This window comes from Pseudomonas sp. GD04058, assembly GCF_029836855.1.
In the GTDB taxonomy this organism is placed as follows: domain Bacteria; phylum Pseudomonadota; class Gammaproteobacteria; order Pseudomonadales; family Pseudomonadaceae; genus Aquipseudomonas; species Aquipseudomonas bharatica.
Genome location: NZ_JAOECN010000014.1, coordinates 87,405 through 103,693, shown reverse-complemented (window position 1 = coordinate 103,693; position 16,289 = coordinate 87,405). Strand labels below are relative to the sequence as shown.

The 16,289-nt window shown below is 64.5% G+C and carries 15 protein-coding genes and 1 other RNA gene; 6 read left to right on the top strand and 10 right to left on the bottom strand.

Going from position 1 to position 16,289, the window contains the following annotated elements:
* Positions 1-42: 42 nt before the first annotated feature.
* Complete coding sequence (locus tag N7650_RS14255) at positions 43-513, bottom strand: Lrp/AsnC family transcriptional regulator (RefSeq protein WP_009395606.1); 471 nt, start codon at positions 511-513, stop codon at positions 43-45.
* A gap of 126 nt (positions 514-639) precedes the next feature.
* Here N7650_RS14255 and N7650_RS14250 point away from each other — a divergent pair, with 126 nt between their 5' ends.
* Positions 640-996 carry a hypothetical protein gene (locus tag N7650_RS14250; RefSeq protein ID WP_279898757.1) on the top strand — a complete coding sequence of 119 codons (357 nt, stop codon included), beginning with the start codon at positions 640-642 and terminating at the stop codon, positions 994-996.
* Between the two features lie 63 nt (positions 997-1,059).
* On the top strand, positions 1,060-2,790 hold the full coding sequence (locus N7650_RS14245) for a GspE/PulE family protein (RefSeq protein WP_279898756.1): 1,731 nt from the start codon (positions 1,060-1,062) through the stop codon (positions 2,788-2,790).
* Positions 2,791-2,805: 15 nt separating this feature from the next.
* Here N7650_RS14245 and gcvP read toward each other — a convergent pair whose 3' ends face one another.
* The 9 genes from gcvP to N7650_RS14200 form a co-directional block, all read right to left on the bottom strand.
* On the bottom strand, positions 2,806-5,679 hold the full coding sequence (gene gcvP / locus N7650_RS14240) for an aminomethyl-transferring glycine dehydrogenase (RefSeq protein WP_279898754.1): 2,874 nt from the start codon (positions 5,677-5,679) through the stop codon (positions 2,806-2,808).
* 238 nt (positions 5,680-5,917) lie between these two features.
* Positions 5,918-6,301, bottom strand: coding sequence for a glycine cleavage system protein GcvH (gene gcvH / locus N7650_RS14235; RefSeq protein WP_279898753.1), 384 nt, complete (start codon positions 6,299-6,301; stop codon positions 5,918-5,920).
* Positions 6,302-6,349: 48 nt separating this feature from the next.
* Entirely contained in the window at positions 6,350-7,432 is a 1,083-nt protein-coding gene (gene gcvT, locus N7650_RS14230) for a glycine cleavage system aminomethyltransferase GcvT (protein WP_009395614.1), read from the bottom strand.
* A gap of 120 nt (positions 7,433-7,552) precedes the next feature.
* Complete coding sequence (locus tag N7650_RS14225) at positions 7,553-9,175, bottom strand: iron ABC transporter permease (RefSeq protein WP_279898752.1); 1,623 nt, start codon at positions 9,173-9,175, stop codon at positions 7,553-7,555.
* Between the two features lie 97 nt (positions 9,176-9,272).
* Entirely contained in the window at positions 9,273-10,274 is a 1,002-nt protein-coding gene (locus N7650_RS14220) for an extracellular solute-binding protein (protein WP_009395618.1), read from the bottom strand.
* 105 nt (positions 10,275-10,379) lie between these two features.
* A complete protein-coding gene (locus N7650_RS14215; protein ID WP_279898767.1) occupies positions 10,380-11,597 on the bottom strand; it encodes a 2-octaprenyl-3-methyl-6-methoxy-1,4-benzoquinol hydroxylase in 1,218 nt (405 codons plus the stop codon).
* Positions 11,598-11,638: 41 nt separating this feature from the next.
* Positions 11,639-12,838 (bottom strand): 2-octaprenyl-6-methoxyphenyl hydroxylase, encoded by a 1,200-nt coding sequence (gene ubiH / locus N7650_RS14210; RefSeq protein ID WP_009395622.1) that lies wholly within the window; start codon positions 12,836-12,838, stop codon positions 11,639-11,641.
* Entirely contained in the window at positions 12,835-14,175 is a 1,341-nt protein-coding gene (pepP, locus tag N7650_RS14205) for a Xaa-Pro aminopeptidase (RefSeq protein ID WP_009395625.1), read from the bottom strand. The genes ubiH and pepP overlap by 4 nt, the downstream gene beginning before the upstream one ends.
* 19 nt (positions 14,176-14,194) lie before the next feature.
* Entirely contained in the window at positions 14,195-14,749 is a 555-nt protein-coding gene (locus N7650_RS14200; protein ID WP_279898751.1) for a YecA family protein, read from the bottom strand.
* A gap of 151 nt (positions 14,750-14,900) precedes the next feature.
* Between N7650_RS14200 and N7650_RS14195 the strand changes: the two genes are divergently transcribed.
* The 4 genes from N7650_RS14195 (at position 14,901) to N7650_RS14180 (ending at position 16,288) form a co-directional block, all read left to right on the top strand.
* Positions 14,901-15,110, top strand: coding sequence for a TIGR02449 family protein (locus N7650_RS14195; protein ID WP_009395629.1), 210 nt, complete (start codon positions 14,901-14,903; stop codon positions 15,108-15,110).
* A complete protein-coding gene (locus tag N7650_RS14190; protein ID WP_009395631.1) occupies positions 15,107-15,424 on the top strand; it encodes a cell division protein ZapA in 318 nt (105 codons plus the stop codon). The genes N7650_RS14195 and N7650_RS14190 overlap by 4 nt, the downstream gene beginning before the upstream one ends.
* Positions 15,425-15,443: 19 nt before the next feature.
* Positions 15,444-15,621: non-coding RNA, 6S RNA (gene ssrS, locus N7650_RS14185), on the top strand.
* Between the two features lie 61 nt (positions 15,622-15,682).
* Complete coding sequence (locus N7650_RS14180; RefSeq protein ID WP_009395633.1) at positions 15,683-16,288, top strand: 5-formyltetrahydrofolate cyclo-ligase; 606 nt, start codon at positions 15,683-15,685, stop codon at positions 16,286-16,288.
* The last annotated feature ends 1 nt before the right edge of the window (position 16,289 follow it).

The window sequence follows — 16,289 nt, the reverse complement described above, 5'->3', positions numbered from 1 at the left end:
GATTCCTCGCGGGCGGGCACCGTTACCTGCCCGCGAGGACGCTCAACGGATGACCGGCAGGCTGGTGGTGGACTTGATCTCCGACAGCGCAACGGTCGAGTTGACCTCCTGGATCCCCGGGACCATCGACAGTTTCTCGAAGAAAAACCGCTCGTACGCCTCGATATCGGGGGTGACGATGCGCAGCAGAAAATCCACCGCGCCCATCAGCACATAACACTCCAGCACCTCCGGAAAACCGCGGATCGCTTCGGTGAACTCGGCGAAGTTGGAGCGGCCGTGCGCGTTGAGCTTCACCTCGGCGAAGATCTGCGTGTTGAGGCCGATCTTCTTGCGATCCAGCAGGGTCACCTGGGCACGGATAACGCCCTCCTCCTTCAACCGCTGAATTCTTCTCCAGCACGGCGATTGCGACAGCCCCACCTTCTCCGCCACCTGCGCGCTGGATAGCGAGGCATCGTCCTGCAGGACGGCCAGAATGCGGCGGTCGTACGCGTCCAGATCGCTGGGCATTATTTTTCCTCGCTATCGCCATTCAACAGATTGAACAATTCGTAAAAAAGTCATTGCGCCTCATGATAGGCAAATAATCTCCACTTCGCCGTGCAAAGATTCCTTCACCGCTATCGGAGGATTCTCATGACCGCTCTCGAACGCCCTGACCACTTCGCCTTACCCCGGCAGCAAGATGCCGACGGCATCGGCGGCGAAAACAACAAGGTGCGCTACCACTACGAACTGCAGGTCGAGCCGGAGTCCGACAGCCTTTGCCGAATCCTTAACCTGTTCGCCTTGCAATGCCTGTTGCCCCATGGCGTGCAGATGCAGCAGCAGGCCGATCTGCTGCGGGTGGACATCGCCATCGATGGCTTGAGCTGGCACCGTGCCCAGTTGATCGCGGAGAAGATGCGCAACCTGATCTGTGTGTGCGAAGTCGTACTGCGCACCGCACTGCTCAACAGCGAAAGCCGGGGAAAGATCCAGCAACGCTTCTGAAGCGGCAGAGCGCCCGGCGCGGTCTAGCCTTGGCAATTTCTCCATTGCACAAGGACGTCGCCAATGGATCGCCACTTGGAGCTTTTCCCCTTACTGGACAGCCTGGTTGCCCAGCGCCGGATCAGCAGTGAATCCCGCCAGCGTTTCAGCCACGAGACCCCGGGTGAACACCCGCTCGAAAGCATCGCCCGCGAGCATCTGGACGATCTGCACCGACCGGGCCACAGCCTCGATCTGGACAGCCTCTGCCAGTGGCTGGCGCAGCAGGCCGGGCAACCCTTCCTGCGCCTCGATCCGCTGGGCATCGACCTGCCCGGCATGACCGGCCTGATGTCTGCGGCCTTCGCCCGCCGCCATGGGATCCTGGCGGTGGCGCAGAGTGCCGACAGCGTTACCGTGGCCAGCGCCGAGCCGTGGGTCTGCTCGTGGGAGGCGGACCTGGCCCGGGTGCTCAAGCGCCGGGTGGTACGGGTGGTAGCCAGCCCGCTGCGGATTCGCCAGATCAGCCAAGATTTCTTCCGCCTCGCCCGCTCGGTCAGCGGCGCCAGCCAACTGGAGGCTGCGCCCCCGGTCAGCGGCAACCTGGAGCAATTGCTGGAACTGGGCGACGGCGAGCCGGAGGCCGATGACGCGCATATCGTCAGCATCGTCGACTGGCTGCTGCAATACGCCTTCGAGCAACGCGCCAGCGATATCCATCTGGAACCGCGCCGTGACCAGGGCCGGCTGCGCCTGCGCATCGACGGCGTACTGCACGATGCCTATCCCTTCCCGCCGACGGTGACCCTGGCCATCACCAGCCGCCTGAAAAACCTGGGGCGGATGAACGTCGCGGAAAAACGCCGCCCTCAGGATGGCCGGATCAAGACCCGCAGCCCGGCCGGCGATGAGGTCGAACTGCGCCTTTCGACCCTGCCCACCACCTTTGGCGAAAAGCTGGTCGTGCGCATTTTCGACCCGCAACTGCTGCGCTTGGACAACCGCGCCCTGGGCTTCGACGGCCCCGAGCTGGATCGCTGGCAACGCATGCTGCACAGGCCAAACGGCATTATCCTGGTCACCGGTCCGACCGGCTCGGGCAAGACCAGCACCCTCTACAACGCGCTCAAGGAACTGGCTACGCCAGAAGTCAACGTCTGCACCCTGGAGGACCCGATAGAAATGATCGAGCCGGCGTTCAACCAGACCCAGGTGCAGCCGGGCATTGGTCTGGATTTCGCCAATGGCGTGCGCGCGTTGTTGCGACAGGATCCGGACATCATCATGGTGGGCGAGATTCGCGACCTTGAGACGGCGCAAGTCGCGATCCAGGCCGCGTTGACCGGACATCTGGTGCTGTCGAGCCTGCACACCAACGATGCCTGCTCGGCGATCGGACGGTTGCTGGAGTTGGGTGTTGCGCATTATTTGATCAAGGCGACGCTGGTGGGCGTGCTGGCACAGCGACTGGTGCGAACCTTGTGTCCGGCGTGCAGCACAGCGCAGGGTGCGGTGGGTTGCCGGGAATGCCGGCAGACCGGCTATCGCGGGCGCACCGGCGTGTTCGAGGTGCTGGAACTGAACGAACGGCTAGGCGGGTTGATCGGGCCTGAATGCGATATCCACGCATTGAGGACGCTGGCCCGCAGCGAAGCGATGGACGGGCTGCGGGAGAATGGAATGAGGAAGGTTGCGGCCGGGGTCACGACCCAGGAGGAGATCGACCTGATTTCGTGTAGTGCTGCTGATGGCCTCATCGCTGGCAAGCCAGCTCCCACAGGTGTGGGAGCTGGCTTGCCAGCGATGAGGCCCTGAAGAACAACAGACGTCTCAGCGGTAATCCTCCACCGGCACACAGGCACAGAACAGATTCCGGTCCCCATACACATTGTCCACCCGGTTCACCGCCGGCCAGTACTTGTGTGCCCGGGCGTGAGCGCTCGGCGCCACGGCCTGCTCAAGGCTGTACGGCCTGTCCCATGTGCCCAGCACATCGGCCAGGGTATGCGGCGCACGCTTGAGCGGGTTGTCCTCCGCTGGCCAATGACCGTTCTGCACCTCGGCGATCTCCGCGCGGATGCTCAACATGGCCTCGACGAAGCGATCCAGCTCCGCCTTTGGCTCGCTTTCGGTAGGCTCGACCATCAAGGTGCCCGGCACCGGGAACGACATGGTCGGCGCGTGGAAGCCATAGTCCATCAGGCGCTTGGCCACATCCTCCTCGCTGATGCCGGTCTGCGCCTTGAGCGGACGCAGATCGAGGATGCATTCATGCGCGACCCGCTCGTTGCGCCCGCGATAGAGCACCGGGAACGCCCCGCCCAGACGCTCGGCCAGGTAGTTGGCAGAAAGGATCGCCACCTCGCTGGCATCCGCCAGTTGCGGCCCCATCATGGTGATGTACATCCAGCTGATCGGCAGGATGCTCGCGCTGCCCCAAGGTGCGGCGCTGACCGCCGTGTTCTGCGGATCCGGCCCCGGCAGCGGAATCACCGGGTGGCTCGCCACAAAGGGCGCCAGGTGCGCGCGCACGCCGATCGGGCCCATGCCCGGGCCGCCGCCGCCATGGGGAATGCAGAAGGTCTTGTGCAGGTTCATGTGCGACACATCGGCGCCGATATCCGCCGGCCGCGCCAGCCCCACCTGGGCATTGAGGTTGGCGCCGTCCATGTAGACCTGGCCGCCATGCCTGTGGATAACCTCGCAGATCTCGCTGATGCCCTCCTCGTAGACGCCATGGGTCGAGGGGTAAGTGGCCATCAGGCAGGACAGCCGCTCACCCGCCTCCTTGGCTTTGAGCTTGAGGTCTTCCAGATCCACGTTGCCGGCACTATCGCAGGCCACGATCACCACCTGCATGCCGGCCATCTGCGCCGAAGCCGGGTTGGTGCCATGGGCCGAGGCCGGGATCAGGCAAATATCGCGCTGCCCTTGCTGGCGGCTGCGGTGGTACTTGCTGATCGCCAGCAACCCGGCGTACTCGCCCTGGGCGCCGGAGTTGGGCTGCATGCAGATGGCATCGAAACCGGTGATCGCGCAGAGCCAGCCTTCCAGCTCGTCGATCATGGCCTTGTAGCCGGTCGCCTGTTCCACCGGCGCGAAGGGATGCAACTCAGCAAAACCGGGCCAGGTGATGGGGATCATTTCGCTGCTGGCATTGAGCTTCATGGTGCAGGAGCCCAGCGGGATCATCGACTGGTTCAGTGCCAGATCCTTGTTTTCCAGTTGCTTGAGATAGCGCAGCATCTCGGTTTCGCTGTGGTGCAGGTTGAACACCGGGTGGGTCAGGTAATCCGAGCGACGCAACAGTTCATCCGGGATACCGGCAGGCAGGTCTTCGCCGTCCAGCCCGGAGATGTCCAGGCCATGATCGACACCGAGGAACAGGTCGAACAGGCGCAGCACCGTGCTTTCATCGCAGGTTTCGTCGAGCGCCACGCCCAGTTGGCCGCGCCCGAGGATACGCAGGTTGATCCGCGCCGCCTCGGCACTCTGGATGATCGAGGTCTGGCTGCCACCGACCTCCAGGGTCAGGGTGTCGAAGAAGTGCTGGTTGAGGCGTTTGACGCCGTTACGCTCCAGCCCGGCCGCAAGAATGGTGGTCAGCCGGTGGACCCGCTGGGCAATCCGGCGCAGCCCGTCGGGTCCGTGATAGACGGCGTAGAAACCAGCGATGTTGGCCAGCAGCACCTGGGCGGTGCAGATGTTCGAGTTGGCTTTCTCGCGACGGATATGCTGCTCGCGGGTCTGCAGGGCCATGCGCAATGCCAGGTTGCCCCGGGCATCCTTGGACACACCGATGATGCGCCCGGGCATGGCCCGCTTGAACTCGTCGCGACAGGCGAAATACGCCGCATGCGGCCCGCCATAACCCATGGGCACGCCGAAGCGCTGGGAAGAGCCGAGCACCACGTCGGCGCCCTGCTCGCCCGGCGGGGTCAACAGTACGAGGCTGAGCAGGTCGGCAGCCACGCAGGCGATGGCCTGCTGGCTATGCAGGTGCTGGATGGCGGGACGCAGGTCATGCACAGCGCCATGGGTGTCGGGGTACTGCAGCAAGGCGCCGAACACCTCATGCTGGTCGAGGTTGGCCAGCGAGTCGATCACCAGCTCGAAACCGAAGCCCTCGGCACGGGTCTGCAGCACCGAGAGGGTCTGTGGATGGCAGTGCTCGTCGGCGAAGAAACGGTTGCTGCGGGATTTCGTCACCCGCCTGGCCAGGGCCATGGCTTCGCCGGCGGCAGTGGCCTCATCCAGCAGCGAGGCGTTGGCCAGGTCGAGGCCGGTGAGATCGATGACCATCTGCTGATAGTTCAGCAGCGCTTCCAGGCGGCCTTGGGCGATTTCCGGCTGGTAAGGCGTGTAGGCGGTGTACCAGCCCGGATTTTCCAGGACGTTGCGCAGAATGACCGTCGGTGTGCGGGTCGCGTGGTAGCCCATGCCGATCAGGCTGGTCCAGCGCTGGTTCTGCTCGGCATACCCGCGCAGGCGCTCGAGCGCGGCCTGTTCATCCAGGGCGGGCGGCAGGTCCAGCGGACGGTTGAAGCGGATGCCGGGCGGCACGGTCTGCTCGATCAGCTCGGTACGGCTGGCGACGCCAAGCACTTCGAGCATGGCTTGCTGCTCGGCCGCGTCGGGACCGAGATGGCGGCGCAGGAACGGATTGGGGTCGTGCAGTTGGCTCAGGGATGGCAACAGGGACATGGCAGCTCTCTCTTCCTAGGCTCTGTAGGAAAAGCCTTGATACTCGTTCATGCTGCGTTGAAAACAGCCTCGGAATGCTCATGTACTCCAGTACACTCCGCTTCCTCGGCTGTTTTCGCCTTGCCTGACCTTCGTCTCAACGCTTTTCGTACAGAGCCTTGACCAAGCCCCGATGGGTGTCGGGGCCATTAGAGTCTAGGAAGGGATTGCCGATCGTGCGGGAAAAACTGCGGCGGGCTTACTCGCCGATGGACTTGGCGTATTCCGCGGCGCTCAGCAGCTTGTCCAGTTCGGACTTGTCCGATGGCTTCAGCTTGAAGAACCAGGATTCGTAGACTTCTTCGTTGACCAGCTCCGGGCTATCGCGCACTTCATCGTTGACGGCGATGACTTCGCCGCCGACCGGCGAGTAGATATCCGAGGCCGCCTTGACCGACTCGACCACGCCGGACGCATCGCCTTGAGCGAAGACGCTGCCGACTTCAGGCAGTTCGACGAAGACCACGTCACCCAGGGCTTCCTGGGCATGGTCACTGATACCGACAGTCACGGTGCCATCGGCTTCCAGGCGGGCCCACTCGTGGCTTTCGGCGTAACGCAGGTCGGCAGGGATTTTGCTCATTGTGTTGTTCCTCAACAGGGAGTCAGCGGACGGCCCGCCGGAATTAATTTAGATCAGGATTCGGCCATGGCGAACGAAGGTCGGCTTGACCACCCTCACCGGATACCACTTGCCACGGATTTCCACTTCAGCGCGGTCCGCAGTGGCCATGGGCAGGCGTGCCAGAGCGATTGCCTTGCTCAGCGTAGGCGAGAAACTACCACTGGTGATCTCTCCTTCGCCAATTTCCGCGACTCGCACGACCTGGTGGGCGCGTAGTACACCACGCTCCTCAAGGACCAGTCCGACAAGTTTCTGGGAAACGCCTTGTGCCTTTTCGGCATTCAGCGCCGCGCGCCCGATGAAATCGCGCTCGGCAGGCTCCCAGGCGATGCTCCAGGCCAGGTTCGAGGTCAAGGGCGAATGCCCTTCGTCCATGTCGTTGCCGTACAGGTTCATGCCGGCCTCGAGACGCAGGGTATCGCGGGCACCGAGGCCACTCGGAGCGATGCCGGCGCCGACCAGGTCGTTGAAGAAGGCCGGTGCCTGCAGTGCAGGGAGGATGATTTCCAGGCCGTCCTCACCGGTATAGCCGGTGCGGGCGATGAACCAATCGCCTTCGAAATGGGCTTCGAAAGGCTTGAGATCGCGGATCAGGGCAGCGCGGGAGGCGCTGAGCAATTCGGCGACCTTTTCCCGCGCCTGCGGGCCCTGGATGGCGAGGATCGCCAGTTCCGGACGCTCGCGGAACTGCACTTCGAAACCGCTGCGGCGGGATTCGAGCCAGGCCAGGTCCTTGTCGCGGGTGGCGGCGTTGACCACCAGCCGGTAGCCATCATCGAGGCGATAGACGATCAGGTCGTCGATCACCCCGCCTTCGTCATTGAGCAGGGGGCTATAGAGGGCCTTGCCGGGCACATCGAGGCGGGCCACGTCATTGGCCAGCAGGTGCCGCAGCCAGACGCTGGCATCAAGGCCAGCGATATCGATGACGGTCATGTGCGACACGTCGAACACCCCGCAATCGCGGCGCACCTGATGGTGTTCCTCGACCTGCGAGCCGTAATGCAGGGGCATGTCCCACCCGCCAAAATCGACCATCTTGGCGCCAAGCGCCAGGTGCAGGTCATACAGAGGCGTACGCTGTCCCATGGGTTTCTCCTTCCGGGCGTGGCGAAGCTACGGCTGAGGGCAGCGTTCCGGCTACCCGGTCGTGGACCGGCCGCAGCGAATGCCGCGCATTGTATCCGCAAGGAGGCCGGGTGGCATCCGTCAGTGACTCTGACCCGGATGACGCGCGGAGCGCCGTATCAGACCGATGACCGGCAACAGGCCGACCAGCACCAGGGTCAGGGCTGGCAGCGAGGCCCGCGCCCACTCGCCTTCGCTGGTCATTTCGAATACCCGCACCGCCAGGGTGTCCCAGCCGAACGGACGCATCAGCAGGGTCGCCGGCATTTCCTTGAGCACATCGACGAAGACCAGCAAGGCTGCGCTGAGGGCGCCTGGCACCAGCAAGGGGAGATACACCTTGAAAAACAACCTGGGGCCACTGACGCCCAGGCTGCGCGAGGCCTCCGGCAGTGACGGACGGATGCGGCCCAGGCTGTTTTCCAGCGGCCCGTAGGCCACGGCGATGAAGCGCACCAGGTAGGCCAGCAACAAGGCCGAAAGACTGCCCAGCAACAAGGGCTTGCCCGCCCCGCCGAGCCAGCCGGACAGCGGGATCACCAGCTCGCGGTCGAGGTAACTGAATGCCAGCATGATCGCCACCGCCAGCACCGAGCCGGGCAATGCATAACCAAGGTTGGCCAGGCTGACCCCGGCACGGATCGCCGGGGCCGAGGACTGACGGCGGGCGAAGGCCAGGACCAGGGCAACGCAGACGGTGATCAGCGCCGCCGCCGCACCCAGGTAGAGGGTATGCAGGATCAACGCGGTATAGCGCTCATCGAGGTCGAAACGGCCACGCTGCCAGAACCAGGCCAGCAGTTGCAGCATCGGCGCGACGAAGGCGCAGGCGAACACCAGCAGGCACCAGGCGCTGGCGGCAGCGGCCTTGATACCGCGCAGGTGATACAGCGCCTTGCCGCGCGGTCGTTCGTTGCTGCTGCGCACGGCGCCACGGGCACGCCGTTCGCCGTAAAGCACCAGCATCACCGCGAGCAGCAGCAGGCTGGCCAGTTGCGCCGCACTGGAGAGGCTGAAGAAGCCATACCAGGTCTTGTAGATGGCGGTGGTGAAGGTGTCGAAATTGAACACCGAAACGGCACCGAAATCCGCCAGGGTTTCCATCAGCGCCAGGGCAAGGCCAGCCAGGATCGCCGGGCGCGCCATCGGCAGTCCAACGCGCCAGAACGCCTGCAACGGCGATTGCCCCAGCACCCGTGCGGCCTCCATCAGGCCCTTGCCCTGGGCCAGGAAGGCATTGCGCGCGAGCAGGTAGACGTAGGGATAGAACACCAGCACCAGCACGACGATCACCCCGCCGGTGGAACGCACCCGCGGCAAGCGCATCGGCCCGAACCACTCGCGCAGCAGGGTCTGTACCGGTCCGGAGAAGTCCAGCAGGCCGACGAAGACGAACGCCAGCACATAAGCGGGAATGGCGAAGGGCAGCATCAGCGCCCAGTCCAGCCAGCGCCGTCCGGGAAACTCGCAGAGGCTGGTGAGCCAGGCGAGGCTGACGCCCAGCACGGTGACACCAAGGCCGACGCCCACCACCAGGGTCAAGGTATTGCCCAGCAAGCGGCTCATCTGGGTATCGAGCAGGTGCGACCAGATCTGCAGGTCGATGCTCTGCCACGACAACACGAGCACGCTCAGGGGCAGCATCACCAGCGCAGCGATGGCGAAGACCAGGGGGTACCAGCGGCGTTGGGTGGGGCGGGACAAGGGGCGGGATCTCAGGGATGTGGTGTTTTTCAGGGCCCTATCGCTGGCAAGCCAGCGATGAGGGCCTCAAGGACCCAGCAAGAATAAGGGCTGAACCTCAGTTCCAGCCAGCCCGGTCCATCAAGCGAATCGCCTCGGCCTGGCGCTTGCCCGCCACTTCCACCGGCAGGTCATCAGCCTTGAAGCTGCCCCAGGCCGCCACTTCCTCGGACGGAGCGACTTTCGGGTTGGCCGGGAATTCCTGGTTGATGCCGGCGAACATCTTCTGCGCTTCCTCGCCAGTCATCCACTCCACCAGCTTCTTCGCCGCTTCCGGGTGCGGCGCATGCTTGGTCAGGCCGATGCCGGACAGGTTGACGTGCACGCCACGGTCACCCTGGTTGGGCCAGAACAGCTTGACCGGCAGTTTCGGGTCGGCCTGGTGCAGGCGACCGTAGTAGTAGGTGTTGACGATGCCCACGTCGCACTGGCCGGCGGCAATGGCGTTGATCACCGCGTTGTCGTCGGAGAACACGTCGGTGGACAGGTTATTGACCCAGCCCTTGACCAGCTCTTCGGTCCTGGCCTCGCCATGGGTCTCGATCATGGTGGCGGTCAGCGACTGGTTGTAGACCTTCTTCGCCGTGCGCAGGCACAGGCGGCCTTCCCATTGCTTGTCGGCCAGCGCTTCGTAGGTGGTCAGTTCGCCAGGCTTGACTCGCTCGGTGGAGTAGACGATGGTCCGCGCGCGCAGGCTCAGGCCGGTCCATTCATGGGAAGACGCGCGGTACTTCTGTGGAATGTTGGCATCGATCACATCGGACCTGATCGGCTGCAGGATGCCCATCTGCTCGGCCTGCCAGAGGTTGCCGGCATCGACGGTGAGCAGCAGGTCGGCCACGCCGTTCTCGCCCTCGGCCTTGATCCGCTGCATCAGCGGGGCTTCCTTGTCGGTGATGAACTTGATCTTCACCCCTGTCTTGGCGGTGTAGGCGTCGAATACCGGCTTGATCAGTTCATCGATGCGCGAGGAGTACACCACCACTTCGTCCGCCGCTTGGGCAGCTCCGCCGAACAGGGTGAGGGTCAGGGCGGCCAGTAAATGCTTGCGTGGCGACATCGGTTGCGCTCCTCGGTAGCGGAATGAGGCGCAAATGGTAGTTAATGTCATTTGCCATCACAAACCCAAGGCCAGACCGAGGAGTTACCAGATGTTGCGAAGGCGTCAGGCCCTGGCCAGGTCCGGCAGGTCACCGCTCAGGCCCAGCGCCTGACGGACGAACACGGCCTTGGCTTCCGGCATCTGCTCGACCCATTTCAGTCCGCTGTTGCGCAGCCAGCGCAGCGGCAGCGGGTCAGCCTGGAACAGGCGCTCGAAACCTTCCATCGCGGCCATCAGCGCAAGGTTGTGCGGCATGCGCCTGCGCTCGAAACGGCTCAGCACGCGGACATCGGCCAGGCGTTCACCGCGCTCGTGGGCATGCTGCAACACCTCGGCGAGCACCGCAGCATCGAGGAAGCCCAGGTTGACGCCCTGGCCCGCCAGCGGATGGATGGTGTGGGCGGCATCGCCGATCAGCGCCAGGCCTTCGGCGACATAGCGCTTGGCGTGGCGTTGGCGCAGCGGCACGCACAGCCTTGGATCGGCATGCAGCACCGAGCCCAGCCGGCCTTCGAAGGCCCGTTCCAGTTCGGCGCAGAACTCGCTGTCCGGCAGTGCCATCAGGCGCACGGATTGCTCCGGCGTGGTCGACCAGACGATCGAGCACCAGTCCTGCCGGCCGTCGCGCAGCAGCGGCAGGAAGGCCAGCGGCCCTTCATCGGTGAAGCGCTGCCAGGCCGTGGCCAGGTGCGGCTTGTCGCACTGCACGCTGGTAACAATGGCGTGGTGCAGATAATCCCATTCACGGGTTTCGCAGCCAGTGAGGCGGCGCACGGCGGAGTTGGCGCCATCGGCGGCGATCACCAACGGCGCACGAAGGTTGCGGCCATCGGCGAGGGTCAGCAGCCACTCGTCACCGGAGCGGCGCATGCGCTCCAGGCGAGCATTGGGCAGCAGGCCGATTTCGCTGTCGTGCAGGCGCTCCAGCAGACCGTCCTGGACCACTCGGTTCTCGACGATATGCCCGAGCACCTCGGCATGCACGCTGGCCGCCGAGAAGTGGATCTGCCCAGTGCCGCTACCGTCCCAGACGTGCATGTCGGAATACGGGCTCAGGCGCCGTCCGCTGATGCCCTGCCAGGCGCCGAGGCGTTCGAGGATGCGCTGGCTGGCGGCCGACAGGGCGCTGACCCGCGGTTCGAAAGGTGCTTCGTCATCGAAGCGCTGCACCGACAGCGGACTGCCATCGATCAGGAGGATTTCTAGGCCGCTGTGCTGCAACGCCAGGGCCAGGGCGCTGCCGACCATACCGGCACCGACAATCAACAGATCCGCGCGCATGTCCATGCTTCAAGCCTGTTCCGGGTAATAGAAAGAGAGGGTCATGCCTTGCCCTGAAGATCAGGACGGGTGCCCAGGCCCATGGCCTGGCGGGCGAACCAGCGCTTGGCCGGCGGCAGCAGGTCGAGGCCGAGCAGGCCCAGGTTGCGTCCGGTGGCGACCAATGGCTGGGCAGTACCGAACAGCCGGGTGACCTTGTCGGAAAAGCCGACGGTCAGGTCCTGGTCCAGGCGCTGGCGCTCGCGGTAGGCATTCAGGGTAGCGAGATCGCCCGGGGTGTCTGGGCCGGCGAGCAGGCCATCGGCCAGCGACTGCACATCGCGCAGCGACAGGTTGAAGCCCTGCCCGGCAATCGGATGCAGGCTGTGGGCAGCGTTGCCGAGCACAACAAGGTGTGGACGGACCTGCTCCTGCGCCTCGATCAGCGCCAGCGGATACAGGTGCCGGGCCCCGACCTGGCGCAAGGCGCCGAGGCGATAACCGAAGACGCCCTGCAGTTCATCGAGGAAGCTGCGTTCGTCCAGTTCGGCCAGGCGCCTGGCGTCCATCCCGGCACGGGTCCAGACCAGCGCACAACGGTTTTCCGGCAGCGGCAGCAGGGCCATCGGGCCGTCATCGGTGAAGCGCTCGAAGGCCTGGCCGCAATGGGCTTCGCCCGGAGTGATATTGGCGATCAGCGCGCTCTGGTGGTACGGGCGCTGGTTGACGTGGATCCCCAGTTGCTCGCGCAGGCCGGAGCGGCCGCCATCGGCGAGCACCGCCAGGTCGCAATCGACCTGGGTTTCGTCATTCAGGGAAAGACGATAGCCGTCGCCAAGGGGCTGCATGGCGGTGACTTCCGCCGGGCAGCGCCAGCTCACCACTTCGCTATCGAGGCCCTGCCACAGGCATTGGCCGAGCCAGGCGTTTTCCACCACGTAACCCAGCGCCGGCACGCCTTCTTCGATGGCATCGAGGCGGGTCGCGCCAAAGCGCCCGCGATCGGACACCTGGATCTGCCGGATCGGCTCGGCACGCCGGGAGATGCCCTGCCACAGGCCCAGGCGCTCATAGATCTGCCGGGTGCCGAAGGACAGCGCCGAAGAACGCGCGTCATAGCTGGGCTGGAAACTGTCGCCCGGGGCGAAGGGCTCGATCAGCAGGATCTTCCAGCCACGAGCCCGGGCACCGGCCTGCAGGGCCAGGGCGAGGCTGGCACCGACCAGGCCACCGCCGATGATCGCCAGATTGAACCTGCTCATGCGACCTGGCTTCGTGCAGCGGCCATCAAGGCTTCGATTTCGGCGACCGTCTTCGGCACGCCGGAGGTCAGGATTTCACAGCCGGTCCTGGTTACCACTACGTCATCCTCGATTCGGACACCGATGCCGCGCCATTTCTTCGCGACATTCGGGTTGTCCGCAGCAATGTAGATACCCGGTTCGACCGTCAGGGCCATGCCGGGTTCGAGCACGCGCCACTGGCCGCCGACCTTGTATTCGCCGACATCATGCACATCCATGCCCAGCCAGTGTCCGGCACGGTGCATGTAGAAGGCCCGGTAGGCCTCGGTTTCGATCAGTTCGTCGACCGCGCCCTTGAGCAGGCCCAGTTCGACCAGGCCCGCGGTAATCACCCGAACGGTCGCCTCGTGGGCCTGGTTCCAGTGCTTGCCAGGGGCGATTTCGGCAAAGGCCGCTTCCTGCGACCTGAGCACCAGCTCGTAGATCGCCTTCTGCTCGGCCGAGAACACGCCGCTGACCGGGAAGGTGCGGGTGATGTCGCTGGCGTAGCAGTCGATCTCGCAACCGGCATCGATCAGCACCAGGTCGCCGTCCTTCAGGGGCGCATCGTTTTCCTGGTAGTGGAGGATGCAACCGTTGCGCCCGGCGGCGACGATGGAGCCATAGGCCGCCATCTTCGCCCCGCCCTTGCGGAACTCGTAGTCCAGCTCGGCTTCGAGGCTGTATTCGTGCAGGCCGGCACGGCAGGCTTGCATGGCGCGAACGTGGGCCCGAGCGGAAATCGCTGCAGCCTCGCGCATGACCTTCACTTCCGCCGCCGATTTATACAGGCGCATGTCGTGCAGCAGATGATCCAGGGCAACGAATTCGTTCGGCGGCTGCGCGCCCATGCGCGCCTTGGAACGGATCACGTTGATCCACTCCATCAGCCGACGGTCGAACTCGGCGTTGCTGCCCATGGCCGAGTAGACCCGGTCACGGCCTTCGATCAGGCCGGGGAGAATGTCGTCGATATCGCTGATGGGGAAGGCGTCGTCGGCACCGAAGTCGCGGATCGCGCCTTCCTGGCCGGCGCGCAGGCCGTCCCACTGCTCCCGCTCGGCATTGCGCTCGCGGCAGAACAGCACGTATTCGCCGTGCTCGCGCCCGGGGATCAGGGCAATCACCGCTTCCGGCTCGGGAAAACCGCTGAGGTACTGGAAATCGCTGTCCTGGCGGTAAAGGTATTCGACATCACGGTTGCGGATGGCAACCGCGGCCGCCGGCAGGATGGCGATGCTGTTGGGTTCCATCTGCGCCATCAGCGCCTTGCGGCGCCGGGCGTATTCCGCTTTCGGGATATGGGTGACTGCCACGGGGAACCCCTGTTCGGCCTCAGTGCAAGGAAGGTTTGGCGGCGGCGGCGACCGGCTTGGCCAGCTCCGTGTAGAGCAGCAGCGGCGCGACACGCAGGTATTCCATTACTTCCATATAGTCGCTTTCGCCGTCGTCGGACTCTTCCAGGGCGTCCTGGACTTGCGAAATGGCGGTGAGGTCCTGCAGCACTTCCCTGGCTTCGTCGCTCAGGTCCTTGCCGCCGGCATTCAGGCCGAAACCGGCAAGGAAGCCCTGGCACCACTGGCCCAGGGCGCCTGCACGTTCGCTCAGTGGCTGCTCGTCGCCGGGCAGGAGCAGGACGATGGTGATGTCTTCGCCGGTCAGTTCGCCCTTGACCATCTCCTGGAGACCGATCAAAGCGTTGCGAACGTTGTCTACCGGTTCGGTTTCCAGCAGGTGGGCCGCATCGGCCAGCCAGGCGTCGGCATCGAAGCCGGCACCGGCGCAACTGCGGCCGAGCAGCAGGCCATGCAGCTCGGCGGGGGAAACGGGGTGGCCGTTGCTGCTGAGCAGGCTGGCGAAGGCGGTGTACGGCGATTGGGTATTGGACATGGCAACTAGGCGCCAGACGGCGCAATGACTAGAATGAAGGCCTTGTATCCTAGCACCGGCAGGCGCGCCAAGACCATCGAAGCGGGTAAACCCGGCCAGTGGCGGACGTGGGTACGAAGCGGTCACGGCCAGACGAATCGAGTGGCGAGCAATGCAAGAAGACGAGCTGCAAACGCTGAAGAGCCGTCTCGAACTGCTGATCGAGCGGGTCGAGCAACTAAAACGGCAAAACGCACTCCTATCCGTGCAGGAGAAGTCCTGGCGCGAGGAGCGCGCCCACCTCATCGAAAAAAACGAAATCGCGCGACAGAAAGTCGAATCGATGATTTCGCGGCTCAAGGCCCTGGAGCAAGACTCATGAGTTCACCGAACAATGTCACCGTGCAGATACTCGACAAAGAGTATTCGATCATCTGTCCGCCGGAAGAGCGCAGCAACCTGATCAGTGCCGCCCGCTACCTCGACGGCAAGATGCGCGAGATCCGCAGCAGCGGCAAAGTCATCGGCGCCGACCGCATCGCGGTGATGGCCGCGTTGAACATCACCCACGACCTGCTGCACAACCAGGAGCGTCCCGACGCCCAGAGCGGCGGTGCCACCCGCGAGCAGGTGCGCGAGCTGCTGGACCGCGTGGATCAAGCCCTGGCCGACGACTCGGATACAAAAAGCAACTAACTTTCTGTATACTCCGCCCCACTCCCTGGAGTGCTTGCCAGTCGGTCATGTCCCTGAGCCGATACGCACAACCACGGGGGTTGCACGTGGGGCCGGTGTGCATGTCCGCTTGACGGAAAGCCTTAACGCCTCCTGCAATCTCCACCTTGAACTTTCGGGTTCAAGGGCTACACCGACAGCGGTTCGTCGGGGAGCCTGCTTTCTTTGCCTGCGCACCTTACTTCCTCCGCGCAGGCATCCCTAGGGATCGCCCGTGCCATGACCGACACCGCGTCGCTGACCCGCCCCCAACTTCGCCGCCTGCTTCGCAATGCCCGCCGCGCCCTGACGCCGGCCGAGCAACGCCGCGCCGCTCGCGGCCTGTACCGGCAACTGGCGCAGCATCCGCTGTTCCGCCGTGCCCGGCATATCGCTCTGTACCTGCCCAACGACAGCGAGATCGACCCGCGCTTGTTGCTGCGCGAGGCCCAGCGCCGTGGCAAGTGCACCTACCTGCCGGTGCTGCATGCCTGGCCGCGGACCAAGATGGCCTTCCAGCGCTTCGAACACGGGGAAAAACTGCGCCCCAACCGCTTCCGCATTCCCGAGCCGACTATCAGCCTCGCACGGCAACGCCCGGTCTGGGCGCTGGACCTGATCCTGCTGCCGCTGGTGGGATTCGATGAACTGGGCGGGCGCCTGGGAATGGGCGGTGGCTTCTATGACCGCAGCCTGGCCTATCAGGGTCGTCGCAAGGCCTGGAAGAAACCCTTGCTGCTGGGGCTGGCACATGAATGCCAGAAAGTGGAGCGTCTGGCGCAGGCCAGCTGGGACGTTCCGCTACAGGGAACGGTATCGGACAAAGGCTGGTACCTGGCGCGCTGAA

Bases quoted from the DNA above. Each gene is read 5' to 3' on its own strand.
- N7650_RS14255 (WP_009395606.1), bottom strand. From the start codon at position 513: ATGCCCAGCGATCTGGACGCGTACGACCGCCGCATTCTGGCCGTCCTG.
- N7650_RS14250 (WP_279898757.1), top strand. From the start codon at position 640: ATGACCGCTCTCGAACGCCCTGACCACTTCGCCTTACCCCGGCAGCAA.
- N7650_RS14245 (WP_279898756.1), top strand. From the start codon at position 1,060: ATGGATCGCCACTTGGAGCTTTTCCCCTTACTGGACAGCCTGGTTGCC.
- gcvP (WP_279898754.1), bottom strand. From the start codon at position 5,679: ATGTCCCTGTTGCCATCCCTGAGCCAACTGCACGACCCCAATCCGTTC.
- gcvH (WP_279898753.1), bottom strand. From the start codon at position 6,301: ATGAGCAAAATCCCTGCCGACCTGCGTTACGCCGAAAGCCACGAGTGG.
- gcvT (WP_009395614.1), bottom strand. From the start codon at position 7,432: ATGGGACAGCGTACGCCTCTGTATGACCTGCACCTGGCGCTTGGCGCC.
- N7650_RS14220 (WP_009395618.1), bottom strand. From the start codon at position 10,274: ATGTCGCCACGCAAGCATTTACTGGCCGCCCTGACCCTCACCCTGTTC.
- N7650_RS14215 (WP_279898767.1), bottom strand. From the start codon at position 11,597: ATGCGCGCGGATCTGTTGATTGTCGGTGCCGGTATGGTCGGCAGCGCC.
- ubiH (WP_009395622.1), bottom strand. From the start codon at position 12,838: ATGAGCAGGTTCAATCTGGCGATCATCGGCGGTGGCCTGGTCGGTGCC.
- N7650_RS14200 (WP_279898751.1), bottom strand. From the start codon at position 14,749: ATGTCCAATACCCAATCGCCGTACACCGCCTTCGCCAGCCTGCTCAGC.
- N7650_RS14195 (WP_009395629.1), top strand. From the start codon at position 14,901: ATGCAAGAAGACGAGCTGCAAACGCTGAAGAGCCGTCTCGAACTGCTG.
- N7650_RS14190 (WP_009395631.1), top strand. From the start codon at position 15,107: ATGAGTTCACCGAACAATGTCACCGTGCAGATACTCGACAAAGAGTAT.
- N7650_RS14180 (WP_009395633.1), top strand. From the start codon at position 15,683: ATGACCGACACCGCGTCGCTGACCCGCCCCCAACTTCGCCGCCTGCTT.